Annotated in this window: 16 protein-coding genes and 1 tRNA gene; 7 read left to right on the plus strand and 10 right to left on the minus strand. The window is 58.3% G+C overall.

Translation table 11 applies throughout. From position 1 onward, the window contains the following. Positions 1-44 precede the first annotated feature (44 nt). The 3 genes from CCC_RS00500 (at position 45) to CCC_RS00510 (ending at position 1,223) form a co-directional block, all read left to right on the plus strand. Entirely contained in the window at positions 45-431 is a 387-nt protein-coding gene (locus CCC_RS00500; RefSeq protein ID WP_152619653.1) for a hypothetical protein, read from the plus strand. A gap of 301 nt (positions 432-732) precedes the next feature. Continuing rightward, a tRNA-Arg gene (locus CCC_RS00505) sits at positions 733-809 on the plus strand. A gap of 216 nt (positions 810-1,025) precedes the next feature. Continuing rightward, complete coding sequence (locus CCC_RS00510; RefSeq protein ID WP_009868284.1) at positions 1,026-1,223, plus strand: hypothetical protein; 198 nt, start codon at positions 1,026-1,028, stop codon at positions 1,221-1,223. 43 nt (positions 1,224-1,266) lie between these two features. On the opposite strand, the gene CCC_RS21955 is transcribed toward CCC_RS00510, so the two are convergent. The 7 genes from CCC_RS21955 to CCC_RS00540 form a co-directional block, all read right to left on the minus strand. Further along, entirely contained in the window at positions 1,267-1,890 is a 624-nt protein-coding gene (locus CCC_RS21955) for a hypothetical protein (protein ID WP_152619654.1), read from the minus strand. Between the two features lie 153 nt (positions 1,891-2,043). Beyond that, positions 2,044-2,520 carry a hypothetical protein gene (locus CCC_RS00515; protein ID WP_152619655.1) on the minus strand — a complete coding sequence of 159 codons (477 nt, stop codon included), beginning with the start codon at positions 2,518-2,520 and terminating at the stop codon, positions 2,044-2,046. Positions 2,521-2,621: 101 nt separating this feature from the next. Then, entirely contained in the window at positions 2,622-3,317 is a 696-nt protein-coding gene (locus CCC_RS20930; RefSeq protein WP_152619668.1) for an XkdF-like putative serine protease domain-containing protein, read from the minus strand. After that, on the minus strand, positions 3,317-4,060 hold the full coding sequence (locus tag CCC_RS00525; protein ID WP_009868281.1) for a hypothetical protein: 744 nt from the start codon (positions 4,058-4,060) through the stop codon (positions 3,317-3,319). Before CCC_RS00525 ends, CCC_RS20930 begins: the two co-directional genes overlap by 1 nt. A 67-nt stretch (positions 4,061-4,127) precedes the next feature. Continuing rightward, positions 4,128-5,411, minus strand: coding sequence for a hypothetical protein (locus tag CCC_RS00530; protein WP_152619656.1), 1,284 nt, complete (start codon positions 5,409-5,411; stop codon positions 4,128-4,130). 84 nt (positions 5,412-5,495) lie between these two features. Further along, positions 5,496-5,693 carry a helix-turn-helix domain-containing protein gene (locus tag CCC_RS00535; RefSeq protein WP_041039194.1) on the minus strand — a complete coding sequence of 66 codons (198 nt, stop codon included), beginning with the start codon at positions 5,691-5,693 and terminating at the stop codon, positions 5,496-5,498. 191 nt (positions 5,694-5,884) lie between these two features. Next, positions 5,885-7,000: a tyrosine-type recombinase/integrase gene (locus CCC_RS00540; protein WP_009868277.1), complete on the minus strand. Its 1,116-nt coding sequence runs from the start codon at positions 6,998-7,000 to the stop codon at positions 5,885-5,887. A 78-nt stretch (positions 7,001-7,078) separates the two neighbouring features. On the opposite strand from CCC_RS00540, the gene CCC_RS00545 reads away from it, so the two are divergent. Further along, a complete protein-coding gene (locus CCC_RS00545) occupies positions 7,079-7,771 on the plus strand; it encodes an IS3 family transposase (protein ID WP_009868276.1) in 693 nt (230 codons plus the stop codon). A 34-nt stretch (positions 7,772-7,805) separates the two neighbouring features. Here the strand turns inward: CCC_RS00545 and CCC_RS20935 are convergent, their stop codons facing one another. After that, positions 7,806-8,564, minus strand: a complete 759-nt coding sequence (locus tag CCC_RS20935; RefSeq protein WP_052472841.1) for a bacteriohemerythrin — start codon at positions 8,562-8,564, stop codon at positions 7,806-7,808. A 373-nt stretch (positions 8,565-8,937) separates the two neighbouring features. On the opposite strand from CCC_RS20935, the gene CCC_RS21475 reads away from it, so the two are divergent. After that, positions 8,938-10,746 (plus strand): sensor histidine kinase, encoded by a 1,809-nt coding sequence (locus CCC_RS21475; protein ID WP_236686256.1) that lies wholly within the window; start codon positions 8,938-8,940, stop codon positions 10,744-10,746. Between the two features lie 389 nt (positions 10,747-11,135). Beyond that, positions 11,136-11,741: a hypothetical protein gene (locus CCC_RS21960; RefSeq protein WP_152619649.1), complete on the plus strand. Its 606-nt coding sequence runs from the start codon at positions 11,136-11,138 to the stop codon at positions 11,739-11,741. 444 nt (positions 11,742-12,185) lie between these two features. Here CCC_RS21960 and CCC_RS00565 read toward each other — a convergent pair whose 3' ends face one another. Continuing rightward, complete coding sequence (locus CCC_RS00565) at positions 12,186-12,536, minus strand: site-specific integrase (RefSeq protein ID WP_201773269.1); 351 nt, start codon at positions 12,534-12,536, stop codon at positions 12,186-12,188. Between the two features lie 5 nt (positions 12,537-12,541). Between CCC_RS00565 and CCC_RS00570 the strand changes: the two genes are divergently transcribed. Then, entirely contained in the window at positions 12,542-13,045 is a 504-nt protein-coding gene (locus CCC_RS00570; RefSeq protein ID WP_041039198.1) for a serine integrase family protein, read from the plus strand. 954 nt (positions 13,046-13,999) lie between these two features. Here CCC_RS00570 and CCC_RS00575 read toward each other — a convergent pair. Then, positions 14,000-14,428, minus strand: coding sequence for a site-specific integrase (locus CCC_RS00575; protein ID WP_009868273.1), 429 nt, complete (start codon positions 14,426-14,428; stop codon positions 14,000-14,002). Positions 14,429-14,482: the final 54 nt, after the last annotated feature.

Below are 14,482 nucleotides of genomic sequence, written 5' to 3' on the forward strand. Positions count from 1 at the left end.
ACCGTCAACCCGGCCTATGCGGGCCTTGTGGCGCAGGTGCGCGGATGATTGTCTCTGGTGGAGAACGACGGACGCCGCGCGCCTGGCGCCTGCTGACGGCCGGATTGGGCCTCGTTGGTATAGTGACAACGCTGGTACTGGGTGTCCGAAACTTCTTCGAGAACTTCCCGTGGCAGACGAAGGGCGGAATCCTGTATCACGGCTATCTCAAGCTCTACATCCTGGACGGATTGGAGGGCGCACTACCCGGCCTGCTGTTGGGACTAGCGGCATTCGGCTATGCGCAGTTCGTGTCTGGGCGCTTGTCGGGGGCCAGGATCGTGCTTGGCCTAGACTATGCCGTGCTGCTGATCCTGACGCTGCTGATCGCCGTTGTCGATTTCTTCTACGTGTACACGCTGCTCTACCCTGACTGGTTCAAGTTGCATTAGGGCAACAGGAGTCCGCTCCTGGCACAACTGGGCCGTAGCGGACGCTCCAGCCGAGTGGCGGCTGACGGAGGCACAACGGTCATCAATGACGCCGACGGCAGCGATGAGGTGGGCTGCGTCGTCTTGCAAGGGAATCTTAAGGGGGGCGGCACTGCCACACCCCAGCCACAGCAGGCGCAACCGGCTGGATTCGAACCGACGGCCGATGCCGAAGGAGGGCGTTGCTCGCATCAGCAACTCCCCCCTTCCCCCCGCCTCACACCTGCGCTATAACCCTCGCCTCTCGTTCACCGAGATCCGCGCAGCCGTAGCTCAGCTGGATAGAGCGCTGCCCTCCGAAGGCAGAGGCCGCTGGTTCGAATCCAGCCGGTTGCGCCAATTTCCTACTACATCCAAGTGTCGGCGTACCACGGGCGTACCAAATGCACCCGATAGCCCATGCTCTTGCCTGGGGTGCGGTGATCTTGAAGGAATGACCACTCATCGTCCCCGATTCGCATAATTATGCGAAGCTAACACATTGATTTCGCAAATCTATGTTGGTGCGGGCAGGGCGGGTGGCGGTATCCTGCGGCCATCATCAGAGAGGATGCCATGAACACTATCATCGGTGAGATCGGAGCAGCCGTTAGCCATGCCGAGCGGGATCTGATCCAGCTTGATCATAATGAGGTGGTGGAACTGCTCCGCGCCTCCGATGCCACCATGGGTCAGGCCGAGGGCATGGGGCCCTCGGACCTGCTGACCCTGTCCGCCGCTCGTGAAAGGTTGGCCGCCATGTTAGACGCCTAGCTCTTCACATTATGACGGCCAGTCTATTGCCACGCAAATAGCCCTAATTCTTCACAAGGGAAATGATATCGCGCTCCATCTTTCCTGTGGAGACGCACTGCAAGTTCTGACCCGATCCAGAGAAGACTCCCGTGGAGCCATAATTAAAGCTTGAATTGTCACTAATGCTCCTAGTTTGCCCCTGAACGCTCGTAACATTAATTTTTCTGCTCAAAATGTATCTTGTGTTAACCTGAACTTGAGTGCTTTTTTTATCGATCTCTTGCACGACGATATTTACACGCCCTTCCAGGTTCATTTCACGCTGAAACTGATAAAGATTGTCAGTCATCACTTCATATTGCTGAAATGCCTTTGATCCAGGAAAGGTATACGTCCTCTCGCCTCGTGCATTCTTGACATAAGAACTAATAGTTCCACAATCAACATAAGCCTCAGGGTCGCCTGTGTAGCTTACATTTATCAGGCCAGATTCTTTATCAATATTATTAATTACAAAAAATTTCTTCCCAAGATTGCTAACAAGTTTTTTCCAAACATCATCCTTCTGAGCCGACAGAACGGCCATTGATTCATTCTCTCGGTAGCTTGTAGGAGGCATATAGTCGATCTTACCGGCACAACCTGAAAGCGCGCCAACTGCCAACAATAACGAAATTTTCTTCATGTTCCCCTCCCGCGATTGCCAAGCCAGATAATCAAATACGCGAAAAAAATTCAACCCCCCGTAGTCCCACCTAACTTGGCGGAAGCCAGCGTTCGATCTTGTGAGGGCGGCTACCATGCTGGACCCAGGGATTGTTGCCTGACGCGACCAGACCTAGTGTCGCACCGACAGCGCGGCGGACATGGCCGCAATCTCCTCACCGAAAATCGTCCCGTTACGCCGCGCTTCGGCCAATTCGGAAAGACAGTGGCGGACACCGGCCAAGGCGGCGACCTGAGCTTCCGGAGACCCGGCAGAGGGCTCCACGGCAACGACGATGCCGTCCCGCCATCCGCTCCGATATTTTAGCCAAAACGTTGCAGCGGGGACGCTGCCGCGCTGCATGGCCTGGACCAGGGTGCGGACGGCCAGCGCCTCTACCTGGGCCACACCGCCAGCGAGTTCCGCAGCGAATACCTTGCGGACGGTGTTGCCGCAGACGGGAGCCCCGGCGGCGGTCAAGGCGACCGCTATTTTCTCGGCGGAGAATCCAGCGGCGGCCAGCGTGGTCACCGCCGCCCGTTGCTCGCGGGTCGGCTCGAAACGGGGACGCCCGGTGGGCTTGGCTGGGGTGGTCTTTTTGCGGGGCAAGGCGGCCTCCATGGGGTTTCAATAATGAGTGCCGCCCATCCGCAATCGCAACGGATGGGCGGCGGCTGGCCCGGCGGAGCGAACGCCAAGGCCAACGGTGGTCAGCGTCTCGCGGCTGCGGCGGCGGCCATGGCGGCACGGATCAGGGGCGGCTCGGCCACCTTGCCGACAACATCACCCGTGCCGTTCTGAGGCTTCCCAGAGACCCGAGCGGCCTCGGCCATCTCGGTCTTGATCAGCGGGCTTTCCGGGGGCGCCAGGGGCGCGGAAGGCGTCTGGGGGGTGGTCATGGCCTTGGGGGCGCTCTGGGGCGTCCTCGGCGCTCCGGCGGTGCGGACGCGGTGCTTCTTGGCGAGGACTTCGCCGAACGATTTGGCGGTCATGGTGTTGATCTCCGACTGATTGATGGCGACCCGCTGGCCGGTGCCGCCGATGGAGAAAGCGCGATAGACGCCGGAGGCCACTTTCTCGAACACATCCGGCGTCACCCTGAATCCGATCCACCAACCCACCCTGCCCAGGTCGATGCCCATCGCCTGCTGCTTTTGCTTCGTCAGCACCACGGACTCGACGAGTTCGCCCACGCCGATGTTGGTATGCATCTCCCCGGCGGCGCGGGCGTTCTCGGCAAAATCGTATGCGGCCTTTTCCAGTTCCGCCTCGGTGATCACGTCGCCCTGGCGATCCACCACGGGCTGGCCGTTCTCTTCGATGACGCTGGCCCAGCCGAAGACCAAACGCTCGGCGGCGTCGGTCTTCGTGATCGGCGCCGTCATGGCGATGGTGGCGGCGGCCATCACGCGGCCCACCCGGCGGAGGAGCCATCCTGGCGAAGCTTGTGGCCGGTCGCTTTGCCGTTCCACGGCTCGCCGGTTGAGGTGTTGGCGATGCCGGTGTTTCCCGGCTTTTCGGCCAAACCCCGCGGCGGCAAGTAGTCGGCGGCGGCGACACCCATGACCATCGACCGCCCGGTCCCCACAAGGGTATCGCCGGGGGTCAGCGCCAGAAGCTTCCGCTCCAAGAACGCGATGCCAATGTCTTCGGCGGCCATCACGGCCTTGAGCGTCAGAAGGACGGCCTCGACGTGCATGTTGGAATGGACGCCGAGCTTGGTCAGGGCCGCCAGTTCGTCGGAGGCCGCCCTGTCGGCGGCAAGCTGGGCGACAAGCTGGCGGAGGATCGACTCCAGGGCGGCGCGTCCGTTCACAATGTTCTGGGCCAGTTCATGGGCACGGCGGGCACGGTCGAAGCCCATGGCGCTTTCCAAGTCGGCCTCCGCCTCAGCAAGCAAGCCCTGAGCTTCATGAATGGCGGTGTCATGGTCGTTGGCCTGTTCCCGCAACCGGACGGCCTTAGCGCGGTTGGCGACGACAGCCTGATGGGCTCCGCCCGCCAACAAGCGACTCAGCACGCCCACCTGGGTTTCGCGTTCCAACCGCCCGGCTTCGGCCAGAAGCCCGTCACGGCGCGAGGCCAAGTCCTGGATGGTGGCGGTCAGTTCCGAGATGCGGCCCTCGGCGGCCTTGAGATTCTGCTTCATCTTCTTCGTCCTGTTCGATTTGCACGGGCCTCGTTGCGGGAACAGGAATCAGCCGTCTCGTTCTCGTCTATGCCGCCTTCGATCCTCCATTCTGGTGGTCGGTCTTGCGCTTGTGGATCGCCCTCAAGTAGGACGGAGGGCTTGCGATCCGCTGCCCCTTGGCGGCCTCGGCAATGGCTTCTTGGGCCGCCTCGGTGACGGCCTCAAGGGCCTTGATCGCTCCCATGCTGGGCTCCGCCTCGGCCACCAGCTTGTCCGCCTGGGCGAGGATCGGGGCCACCTGGGCACCGGCGGCGGCGGCAAACGCCGTGACTGCCTTCTCCAGGCCCGCCTTGGCCTGGGTCAGGGCCTCAGCCTTGCGTTTCCCGTCCTCGATGGCGTGACGCTCGTTGCGGATCGAATCGGCCTGGGCCTTGGCAACCTCAAGGATGGTAGCGGCGCGGGAGGTCAGTTGCTCGGAAGGCCCCCCCCTGTTGATGGCGGCTATGATACCGGCACGAGCCTCGTTCGGGGCCGTGGTGGACTTCGAGTGGAATGAACCATAGTCGGCCACCATGGAATGGACCGCCTCCCTGGCGACCGCCATGGCCTCCTCCAACTCCATGAACTCAGACGCCGCTAGGAAGGCAATTGCCCGATCCCAGGCATCTCGTTCTTCGAAGTGATTCATTTCCCCAAGAAGGACCGCCAGGACGAATGGATCGGCGGTGGCGGTCTCGCCCTCACGCGCCACGTCATCCCAGCAACCGTTTTCGTCGGCATCGGCGGGGAGGATCGTGATGGGCAATTCACCATCACCGCCACCATCGGCTTCCGGCGGCAAGATGGTATTGGTGGTAGATTCTCTCTCTTCTATTACTGCACAAAAAACCCCAGTTTCTTGTGCATGGTGCTGCACAAAAACACCGTCATTTTTGTGCATGGACGGAGCATCGCCATGCACAATTTCGGCGGCATTCTTGTGCATGGAGCCACGCACAATTTCATGGGGTTTTTTGTGCATGGATCGACCACCCCGCTTCACCTTGCGGGCGGTCACGATGGCATCAAGGTCGGCGGCCAGATTGATCGCGTAGTCGCCCACGGCCCGGCGACCACGTTCGTCGCGCTCGGGGTTGGTGCGGGTGATGGCACCGGCGGCCTCTAGAGAGCGCAAGATAGGGGTGACGGTATTCCGGTGGGCCTTGGTCAGCTTTGACACCACATCAACAGCAATAGCCCCCTCTCCACGCATAGCGCAGAAGGAGCAAGCCATATAAACGCGGTGATGAATCGGAATAAAGGTCGAGGCCATAAGAGTAACCGGAACTTTCACAAACTTTTGCTTGTCTTTTTCACTGCTTTCAGACATGATTTTGCTCGTGTTGCGGTTTCAACTTTGCCTCGTTGTGCCCGCCAGAGCCCTCGGTGTTGGAAGACCACCGAGGGCTTTACTTTATGCAGCCTCGACCTTTTCCAGCGCCTCCAGCCAAGCCATGACGCTGGTCGGGCGATACCGACGCCTTCCGTTGACCAGGATGCACGGCGGCCCGCTCCCCTGATCCACCAGCTTGCGCAAGGTCGGTAAGGCAAGGTTCAGCTTCTTGGCCGTCACCGGCTCGGTCCACGTCAGGGGTTCATTCATCACATCCATGGGGGCCTCCTTGGAGATGTGAGAACGATCCCGCAACACGACCGTCATTTCAACAAAAAATAGTTTGATATCAATAGTTTCGTGTAATCTTCGCATGACTTTGCCACGCCGTTCGCATCGCTGATGGGCGGCGGAAATGAAAATGGCCGCCCCGGAGGACGGCCACCTTCTGACGAGATGCGGGTTGTCTTCTACGTCACGACCCGAAGGCGCTTCGGCTTGGCCGCCGGTCGGCCATCCAGGGCCGCCGCGATGTTCTTGGAGATCAGGTCGGCGGCTGCCTGGACAGGGCTGGCCGTCAAATGCGCGTACCTCTGAGTCGTCGCCGTGTCGCTGTGGCCCAGGATTGCCCCGAGGATCGGCAGCGACTGGCCGCCTGATGCGCCGACAGCGGCGTAGCTGTGGCGAAGATCGTGGAGGCGGACCCCGTCCAGACCAGCCCGCTTCCTGATCCGCTCCCAGATGTGCGGCAACCCACCCACGGGTCCACCCGAAGGTCCACGGAATACCAGCCCGCCGCCTTCGGGCTTCGGAATGGCGGCTAGCAATTGCCGGGCGGCAGCACCGAGGGGCACTGACTTCCGTCCCGTCTTGGAGTCGGCAAGTTGGAGAAGGCCATACTCGAAATCCACCTCGCCCCAGTCGAGCGCCAAGGCTTCGCCACGGCGCATCCCGGTCAACGCCAACAATCTGATCACGCCGATGGCGGCGGGTGCCTCGGCGTTGCTGGGGCGCACTGGGGCCTTTCCCTGGCGTCCATCACCTTCCCAAGCCTTCCGGGCCACCTCCCAAGCCCGGAAGTTGGCTTCCGCTTGCCGGAGCACATCGCCCAGCTTCGCCAACTCTTCACCGCTCAGGAAACGCTCATTTTTCGTATCCTTAAACCTCTTGATGCCGATGACAGGGTTGGAGGGTATCTCTCCCTCCTTGACGCCGAAGGCGAGTATTCCGCCCAACAGCCCAATGGTACGAGTGGCCGCCCCTCTACCTCCCCTGGTGTTGGTCCGCCCCCGATTCTTGGCTGTCTTGGCCCCGATGCTTTTGATTTTGCCCAAGGCCACGTCGTTCATGAACTTCTCGATCACCTTGCGGTCAATGTCGGCCAGGGCCAACTTGCCCAAGGCCGGACGGACCAGAGCGTTGACCCTGTACTTGTCGGTCTCGATGGTGGAAGCCTTCTTAGGCGTTCCCGCCCGCCCAACCAAAATTCCAGCGTCAGCGGCCTCCAAGTATCGGTCGATCAATTCGTTAAGGGTCGTGGCAGGCTTCGCGGCTTCCTTCGCCTTAGCCGGGTCGATGCCGCTCACCCGAAGGGCGGAATCCCCCCTGGAAATAGAGGGATCGGAACGTAGAATTTTCTCGGTTCACGGAACGAGGAGATTCGAATGAAGAAGAGCCGATTTACGGATGCCCAGATCATGGCGATCCTGCGCCAGGCGGAGGACGGCATTCCGGTGCTGAACCTGTGCCGCGAGCACCAGATGAGCAGCGCGACCTTTTACAAATGGCGGGCCAAGTACGGAGGCATGGACGCGTCCATGATCTCGGAGATGAAGGGCCTTGAGGATGAGAACCGGCGGCTGAAGAAGATGTTCGCCGAGCTCAACCAGGTGTGGTCCATGGATTTCATGGCTGACCGGCTGGAGGACGGGAGGGCCTTCAGGCTGCTCAACGTGCTCGACGACTTCAACCGCGAAGGGCTCGGCATCGAGGTGGATTTCTCGCTACCCGCCGAACGGGTCGTACGCATGCTGAACCGGATCATCGAATGGCGTGGCAGCCCCAAAGCCATTCGGGTCGATAACGGCCCGGAATACATCAGCGGCACGTTGATGAAATGGGCTGAAAAACGAGGGATTGCTCTCCAGCATATCCAGCCCGGCAAGCCCCAGCAGAACGCCTATGTGGAGCGCTACAACCGGACGGTCCGCCACGAATGGCTGGGCCAGTTCCTCTTCGAAACCATCCAGGAGGTGCAAGATCACGCCACGGATTGGCTATGGACCTACAACAACGACAGACCCAATATGGCCATCGGCGGCATCACACCCGCCCAGAAACTGAAATTGGCCGCGTGAGTTCTATGTTCCAACCCCGTTAAAAACGGGGGGATTACCGAGAGAGTTGAGCCTGGAAGCCCCCCAGCGAGGCAATCAGGGATTGGTGTGCCTGCTTATGAGCGACGGCGAAGGGAAAGCCAACGGCGGCTTGCAGGTCCTCTTCTCGCGAGAAATGGGATTGGGTATAGGCCTGCAGCTTTATGAGGGTCGCATCCAAATACGCATGCCCAACAGCTTCAGAGGTTCCCAAGATAAAGTCGTTGATCAACTCAATCAGGTGATGATGGTCGTCATCAATGACCCCGTTATCGATGGACAGGTTATAAAGCACGTCGCTGCCGATCGTTCTTACTGCCGCCCCCTTGTCGGCACCATCCATGGGCGTCATGTCTTTCGCCATGGCGGCGATCTCAGTGCGATAGGCGACCATGTGAATGTCAGACTTGAGAATGTGGTCGATCAACCAGCTATGCAGCAGTTTACCGAGTTCGTTACTCACCGCCCGCACCGCCTCGGCTTCCTTGGCGTGGAAGAACCGCACTGCGACCTCGCCGAGGCTGGCGACCAATTGCCGATGCTCATCGGTCTGTTGTTCGGCATAGCAGAAACCAATCCGGCGCTGTAGTTCGCTCTCCCGCCAGAAATGAGAGCGGGCATAATGTTCAAGGTCAGCAATAACCCTAGCCAGTTCAGCCTTTCCCGCACTTTCCTTTAGCCTGATGAAGGTGGAGCAAAGGTCGATCAACACCCGATGGTCCTGGTCGATGATGCCCTTGTCAATCGCAAGGCGATCATTCCACTCTATCGCCATGACGCGCTCCCTTAGTCACATCTTGGGGTTCTGTTGCCTCGAGTCAACGCCGGGCTGTCGCCTGTGTCAAACGGGAAGTGCGCGACGTGGGCGGGGTCAGCCGCTGGTTTGAATCCAGCCGGTTGCGCCGATGTGCTGGGGGTATGGATGTGATCAGAGCGAATGGCTCAAGGGTGCCACTACCGGAAAGAACGTCGGCCAGAAACCCATCCCCATGACATATGTCAAACTTCGTGACATTTGGGTCGTGTCAGTCGTCCGCAGCTTGGCTTACTCTATTTCCAATGGCAGGAAGATGCGTGCCATAGGTATAGGGCTCGGGTGGCTATAGATCGGTCCTTTGGGGCAATTTGGTTCACTTTGAGGGCAATGAATGCTCAAACTTGACGTAGGCACGATGGCTTTCTCGTCCGCCATAGCGTCCTTGGCGGCAGCGATCATCATTATATCCTATGCCAGTCCTAGCCGCAGCCTCCGGCATTGGGGCCTGTTTTCGCTTTCTGCCGCCGCTTATGGGATTGGCGTAATCGCTATTGTCCATAGAGGTGTCCTGCCGCCCATGCTGGCAATCATCGGCGGAAACTTCATGGTGATGGTGTCTGCACTGGCGCTCCATGCCGGAACCAGCGGAATCTTTGGTCGCTTTGATCGCCGGTTCATTGCCGTTTATGTTTTATTTATGCTTCTGTATCTAGCTGGGTACACATACTATTACGCAGCTGAAGATAACATCAATGCGCGAATAGCAGTCATATCCCTGCTTCGTATTCCGGTTTTTTTTCACGTATCCGTCATCATCCACCGCTACCGCCAGCGCCATGCTTCCCAAGGAGCGATGATGCTTGAGGTGGTGGCTGGTGTTTGGGCTGCACTGCTAATACCACGCAGCATCGGTGCCTTGTATATTGAGGGGCCTATCCGTGAGTTTGTCGGGCTCGTCGGATTTCAAGCAGCCTATTTTGCCGCGTCTGGGCTGGGCAATGTGCTGGTCGCCGTCGGGTTGCTGCGAATGGAATCGGATACAGAAGTTGCCCGGTTGGGCAAAATGGTTGAAGAGAAAACTGAGGAGTTGGAACGTCAGCTCTTTGATCACACCCAAAAAGAGATCTTGATCCGAAGCATACTCAATGCGTCCGCAGACGCAGTCATGCTATTTCAGCCTGATGGAACGTTACTGGCGGTCAATGACGTCATGGCGGATCGCTTTGGCTGCGCGGCAGAACAGTTAGTCGGAACGTCCTTGTGGGATCTTTTCCCGCCTGATGTTGCGGAAAGCCGACGCCGGGCAAGCCTAGCGGTTCTAGAAAACGGTGTTCCCAACCATATCCTAGATCACAGAGGCTCCAGCTACTTTGACAACAGCATATATCCCGTAGCAGGTCCTGACGGCAGGGCAGATAGGCTTGCTGTTTTTTCTCGTGATATCACCGATAAGGTGAATTCTGAAGCCAAGATAGCTACCTATATTACCGAGGTGGAGCGCTCAAACGCTGAACTGGAGCAGTTTGCCTACGTCGCGAGCCACGATCTCCGTGAACCCCTGCGCATGATCAGCAGCTACCTGTCCTTGCTAGAGAGGCGCTACGGTGATCGTCTCGACGGTGATGGCTTAGAGTTCATTGGCTTCGCCCGCGACGGCGCCAAGCGTATGGACCTGCTTGTGCTTGATTTACTCGATCTGTCCCGTATCGAGCGCAAGGGCGACCCAATCGTTCCCATGCCGATTATGCCTTCGGTGCAATTGGCCCTCACCAATCTGGGGATGACGATCAAGGACAACTCGGCGACCATAACCACCGACGACGTAATCTATCCCTCCTGGGTGTTAGGCGATCCCACTCAAATCATGAGACTTTTCCAGAACCTGATCGGCAACTCGCTCAAATACCGAAAGCCTGACTCTGACCCCGTTATTCAAATTGGTGGTCGCCCCCTAGATGGTTATTGGCAGTTCAGTATTGGCGACAACGGCATAGGCATTGCCTCGGAGTATTTTGAGCGCGTCTTTGGCATTTTCCAGCGCCTCCACACGAGAGAGAAATACGATGGAACAGGCATTGGGCTGGCGGTTTGCAAGAAGATCATTGAGCGTCATCGCGGGCGTATCTGGGTGGAGTCAATACCCGGTGAAGGATCAACGTTCCACTTCACACTGCCATGTGCACCATGCCCAGGAGAATAACCGAGTTGGGTCAGGTGGAGCCGACCAACCCCAGCGCCGCATCCGACTGCTGCCCCAATCTGATACCAGCCCTTCAGACCGAAGTTTGGCTGCACCCCACGCAACATGAGACACACCGCCGCCCCACTCCCGAGACCCGTGGCAGGTTTTGGATATCATCTGCTGTCACACCGCTGCTGCCGGTGATCGGATCGTCTCTGGCGACGTCCAGGATGGGAATGGAGGTGGTGTGGGCGGGTTGATGCATCAATGCATCACATTCCAACCGAGATAACTTCACCGTTTCATGCACAGGCGGGGAAGAAAGGGTGAAGAAGTGGGAAGTTCACAGACGCCCCCGCTCCAGTCTGGCATTGCCATTGATGGATTGATGCATCTATCCTGCGCTTATGCCCAAGCCCAAGAAACGTGATGCAGCATATTGGCGTGGTCGCCTAGAACGCGACCAGCCTTCCTTCTATGCCGACCTGATCGCAGGGACGTATACGAGCGTGCGTGCCGCATGCGCCGCCGCCGGGTTGATACAACTACCCAACCGCCTCGATGCGCTGAAACGTGAGTGGCGCAAAGCTGATGCCGTCGAGCGAGATGGCTTTCGGGTATTTCTGGAAGCCGAGTTTGGGATGACCATCGTACCTTTGCCGCCTCCAACCACTTCCGCACCATCTCATTCATCTGGTGGTCGATCTGTGGCTCCGCCGCCGTCTCCAGCATCAGCCATAACACCAAAGCCGTCTGTTTCCACATCTGATGGAAAGCTAACCATCGACGGAAAAAAACGCATCATCGCTATGATGAACGCAAAAGGTTACGTCAAAAAAGGTGGTGCGTTAAAAACTGCGCCGTTGATGCGTGCGCTGGGCGTTTCAAATGTGTTAGACACGAGTATTGGAAGGGCAATATCTCGATCAACACATCTTGAGCCGGAAATAATCATTGCTCTAGATGAATTTTTAGCGCTTCACGAATGCTCAATGAGCGACTTTACGGCGTAAAATCCGCCTTATGATGACGTCTTCGATGTTTTGAATGCTTTAAAATGCCTTACGGCAAAATCAAACATCTAATCTGGCGTCATTTTGAGTCTTGATAACCAAATCGCCTTCATCAAGAGATGCATTGCGTCTACAAGAGTGGTTTTCAAAACCAGTTTGCGATGGATGAGGCTCAATTTCTCCCTATCATCTGGCAATAGGTGGATATCGATCACGTTGACGACCTCATCATCCTTTCCATGACCGATAATCGAACCAAAGCCCACCTCAGACCGCCGCCGTCATCGTGAACGTCACCAGCCCCATACAGGGCTCCTCAATGCGGGCTTTAGTCCGAGCCTTTTTAACGCGATTATGGCTCGGTGACGGTCCACGCGTCTCAGTTGGGCGTCGGCAGCGGGTTCACCAAGATCGACGAGGTTCTAATCCAGACAGGTTGATGCATCAACCTAATCGTAGCGCCAAATCCTCGGCCCGCAGGTGGGTGTACCGCTTCAACATGGTCAGGGTCTTGTGACCGCTGATGGCAGACACCTCCATCACATCCAGCCCCTTCTCGAACAATCGCGACACGCCTTCATGACGCAGGTCATGGAAGTTGATGTTCTCCAGACCGATGCGGTTCCGCAGGCGATCCCATGCAAGACGGACGGCGTTCTCGGACACCATAAAGACTTTCTCTGGATCACGATCAGGTTGTTGCATCAACCCTGATAGCGTCTCCACCGCCCTGGTGGACAGCGGCACGTCGCGGCTCGATCCATTCTTCGTCATGGACAGGTGGGCAGTCGGCACGTGAATTGGACGGCATCCTGGTGGTCTCCGACGTTTTCAAGTTCCTCGGACTCATAGGAGACAAGAACAAGGCGATTGCCACGTATGCTCGGCTTACCAGCCTGGGAGTAACCGTCATCGACGGGAAGTTGGGGCTGGATGTGCTGAAAATTCCGACCGACGCACGCCAATTCATGATCGCGGGAGCTGTCGCATCTAAGGTCGCCAGGAGAATCAATCGCTCTGACCAGCCTGCCACCGGGAATGAGCCAACGGATCACGCTGTCGCGGCGGCCAAAAAAGCTCGCACCCGTCATGCTGATGAGTTTGCCAAGAGGATGGCGCCGACCCTCGCCTCGATCCGGGATGAGCTGGGCGACGGCGCGTCCCATGGCGCAATCGCACGAAGATTGAACGAACTGGGACATGGCACATCGCGAGGCGGTTTGGTCAAGTGGCAGGCAACGACGGTCATGAGGCTGCTTGAGCGTCTCGAAATGCTCGCGGGCGGGTCTGGTGAGGGCGATTGACGATCGTTAGCTATCTCGTCGGTGAGGTGCTACAGGAACAAACCGGGGATGGTTCTTCTCCCCCCTGAGCGCCAAGCTAGGGTCGGCGCTCAAGGGAGGTGTCACCGTTCGACGGTTGCGCATAAGAACCCAGCATCAGTCACGAATCAGACCGAGCAGCCGGCGGGACTCCGAAGTTCCGGCATCAGGTTCCGATCCCGTCCCGAGGGACAGTCCGGTCGCGTTCGGGAGAACGCACACCCCCAGCCAGCTATGCGCCGACAGGCTGGAGGCCATGGGCACGGCAATTCCGCAACCCATATCCTTTTACCCCCCGCCATCAGCGGGGTGTCTCGTTGCCATCGTCTCTCGACGGGATAGGCCGGTGAGCAGTCAGGGCGCGCTGTGACGAACTTCGTTCCATCGTTCTTGGCGACGCGACGACTAATCCCTTCGCCTGCGGCTGGCTGATACGCCCGGTCATGATCCCAGGTCGCCTTTGTAAACGGGGCCGCTATGTAGACCAGCGGATCGTTCGCCGATCTTGTGAGAACTACTCGGGCGGTCCGTTTACAAGGATAAATCCTCTGGCGCGGCCATGACGCTTTCATCTCAAGCATGTTAATTTTACTTCTTCCGCCGAATCGGAGCAACATCGGCGATATTTTTCTTCGGCTAGTGGTCATTGTGTGGCTCTATTGCCACATCTTCCATGAGCTATACTCTGGCGGAACCAACTGTCCGCACCCTCCTCAGGGCATTACAGAGCGAGTGTTTTGATGAAGATGTAATGATTCGGCTGTGCAAGGAGGATGGTAAAAGGCCGTCGGATCAGCCGCCACCAGGGCCGGACACTCTTGAATTTTCTAGGACTTCGACCTCCCAGCGGAGTGGGCTGCCCAGAAAACAGAACGCCCCGCCATCGGTCAGGATGGCAGGGCGATTCGGGGCGCTGGAAACTTGGTCAGGTCGGGATCACCCCAGGCGCTGGGCCAAGTCTTCGGCTCGCAGATGGGTGTAGCGTCGCAGCATGGACAGGGTCTTGTGACCGGAGATGGTCGCGACCTCCATCATGTCGAAGCCCTTCTCGAAAAGACGTGAGACGCCCTCGTGACGCAGGTCATGGAAGTTGATGTCGGGGATACCAGCGCGGATGCGCAGTCGGTTCCAAGCGAGACGAACCGCGTTGGGGCTGACATTGAACACCACCTCGGGGTGGCGGTCGCTGGCGGCATAGAGTCCGCGCAGGGTTTCGACCGCGAGCGTGGACAGCGGGACATCCCGAGGGCTGCCGTTCTTGGTCATCGACAGATGAACAACCCGTCGGTCCAGGTCGATGTCTGCCCATCGCATGGACAGTTGCTCGCCCCGACGCATCCCGGTTTCGATCGCGAGAATGATCATCGGCTTGAGCCACTGGATATCCGTGCAGATTACGTCCTATTGTATGCCAGCGTT

The sequence above is a fragment of the Paramagnetospirillum magnetotacticum MS-1 genome (assembly GCF_000829825.1).
In the GTDB taxonomy this organism is placed as follows: domain Bacteria; phylum Pseudomonadota; class Alphaproteobacteria; order Rhodospirillales; family Magnetospirillaceae; genus Phaeospirillum; species Phaeospirillum magnetotacticum.

Excerpts from the sequence above, each read along its gene's own strand:
- CCC_RS00500 (WP_152619653.1), top strand. The coding sequence starts at position 45 with ATGATTGTCTCTGGTGGAGAACGACGGACGCCGCGCGCCTGGCGCCTG.
- CCC_RS00510 (WP_009868284.1), top strand. The coding sequence starts at position 1,026 with ATGAACACTATCATCGGTGAGATCGGAGCAGCCGTTAGCCATGCCGAG.
- CCC_RS21955 (WP_152619654.1), bottom strand. The coding sequence starts at position 1,890 with ATGAAGAAAATTTCGTTATTGTTGGCAGTTGGCGCGCTTTCAGGTTGT.
- CCC_RS20930 (WP_152619668.1), bottom strand. The coding sequence starts at position 3,317 with ATGGCCGCCGCCACCATCGCCATGACGGCGCCGATCACGAAGACCGAC.
- CCC_RS00525 (WP_009868281.1), bottom strand. The coding sequence starts at position 4,060 with ATGAAGCAGAATCTCAAGGCCGCCGAGGGCCGCATCTCGGAACTGACC.
- CCC_RS00530 (WP_152619656.1), bottom strand. The coding sequence starts at position 5,411 with ATGTCTGAAAGCAGTGAAAAAGACAAGCAAAAGTTTGTGAAAGTTCCG.
- CCC_RS00535 (WP_041039194.1), bottom strand. The coding sequence starts at position 5,693 with ATGGATGTGATGAATGAACCCCTGACGTGGACCGAGCCGGTGACGGCC.
- CCC_RS00545 (WP_009868276.1), top strand. The coding sequence starts at position 7,079 with ATGAAGAAGAGCCGATTTACGGATGCCCAGATCATGGCGATCCTGCGC.
- CCC_RS20935 (WP_052472841.1), bottom strand. The coding sequence starts at position 8,564 with ATGGCGATAGAGTGGAATGATCGCCTTGCGATTGACAAGGGCATCATC.
- CCC_RS21475 (WP_236686256.1), top strand. The coding sequence starts at position 8,938 with ATGCTCAAACTTGACGTAGGCACGATGGCTTTCTCGTCCGCCATAGCG.
- CCC_RS21960 (WP_152619649.1), top strand. The coding sequence starts at position 11,136 with ATGCCCAAGCCCAAGAAACGTGATGCAGCATATTGGCGTGGTCGCCTA.
- CCC_RS00575 (WP_009868273.1), bottom strand. The coding sequence starts at position 14,428 with ATGATCATTCTCGCGATCGAAACCGGGATGCGTCGGGGCGAGCAACTG.